At 67.8% G+C, this 258-nt stretch carries 1 protein-coding gene; it reads left to right on the top strand.

Features of this window, described 5'->3' with window-relative positions; all coding sequences use genetic code 11:
- The coding region (locus tag SB772_RS42905; RefSeq protein ID WP_410838881.1) for a sigma 54-interacting transcriptional regulator at positions 1-258 on the top strand (258 nt) is incomplete at both ends.

Genomic DNA, 258 nt, shown 5'->3' with positions numbered 1-258 from the left:
AAAGCGGGGTCGGCAAGGACATCGTCGCGCGGCGGCTGCACGACCTGAGCGCGCGCCGAGACGGGCCGTTCGTGCCCGTCAACTGCGGCGCGATTCCGGCCGACATCGCCGAAGCGCAATTGTTCGGCCATGAGAAAGGGAGTTTCACCGGTGCGATCGCGCAGCGCGAGGGGTTCTTCGAAGCCGCGTGCGGCGGCACGCTGCTCCTCGACGAAATCGCGGAAATGCCTGCGGCGCTGCAGGTGAAACTGCTCCGGG

The sequence above is a fragment of the Paraburkholderia sp. SIMBA_030 genome (assembly GCF_046535245.1).
GTDB lineage: Bacteria > Pseudomonadota > Gammaproteobacteria > Burkholderiales > Burkholderiaceae > Paraburkholderia.
Note: the sequence above shows the minus strand (reverse complement) of the source record. Positions and strands in the feature narration are given on the sequence as shown.